Here is an 899-nt window from a genome sequence, read left to right as displayed (position 1 = left end):
AAGTCGCTCGCGAGGACCGCCGCCGCGCGGGCCGCCTGCAGGGCCGCCGTCGGCAGCCGTTCCAGACGGCGCGTGATGAGCTCCCCGACCTTCTGCGGCACGGGCAGCGCGCCCTCCTGAACGGCCGCGCCGTCCTCCAGCAGGTTCTTCACGGTTTCCAGCACGAACAGCGGGTTGCCGCCCGTGAAGCGCGTCAGCTGCGCGGGCAACGAGCGCGGCATGTCCGGCAGCGCCAGTTCTGCGACGAGCGCCTCCACGTCGCGCGCGCCCAGCGGATCGAGATCCACGATGGCGCCCTGCCCGGCGTCCCGCAGACGCTCGAACACGCTGCCCGTGAAGGCGCTCAGCTCCCCCCGCCGGTAGCAGCACACCATGTGCGGCACGCCGCCCGGACGACCCAGCGGGAAGCCCGCCGAGATCAGCACGAGGCCCGTCCTGATCGACGCGTCGTCCGCGAACTGGATGTCGTCGTACACGGCGGCGGCCATGCCGTCCATCCCCACGGCGAACAGCATCTGCACCGCCTCGTGCAGGCGGGCCTCACCGTGACCCGCGTCGCCCGTCCCGCCAAGTTCAGGGAGCAGCGACGACAGCGCCTCGCGCACCCAGCCGGGCAGCAGGTCGAGCGCGTCCGGGCGGCGCTCCAGGATGCGGCGCAGGTTGCGGGTCGTGGTGCTGTAAGGCACCTGCACGTCACCGGGACGGCCCTCCAGGAAGAGGATGTCGCCCTTGCTCGCCGCGAAGTCCCGCACGAGCCGGGACTTCCCGACGCCCGGCTCGCCCGACACCATGATGAACTGCCCGCGCGCCCAGGCGTCCTCCAGCGCCGCCCACTCCCGCTCGCGCCCCACGAGACGCGGGGGTCGCAGCACGGACAGGGGCATCGCCGGGCGCGGCGC

Annotated in this window: 1 protein-coding gene; it reads right to left on the bottom strand. The window is 73.5% G+C overall.

The window, feature by feature from the left end:
* Window positions 1–872: AAA family ATPase (locus DEIPI_RS30525; protein ID WP_169737085.1), on the bottom strand; the 872-nt coding region annotated here is incomplete at its 3' end.
* Window positions 873–899: the final 27 nt, after the last annotated feature.

Origin of the sequence: Deinococcus pimensis DSM 21231, from assembly GCF_000519345.1 — a bacterium.
Taxonomy (GTDB): domain Bacteria; phylum Deinococcota; class Deinococci; order Deinococcales; family Deinococcaceae; genus Deinococcus_A; species Deinococcus_A pimensis.
The sequence above is the reverse complement of the archived record's forward strand: the minus strand, read 5'-3'. Positions and strand labels throughout refer to the sequence as shown.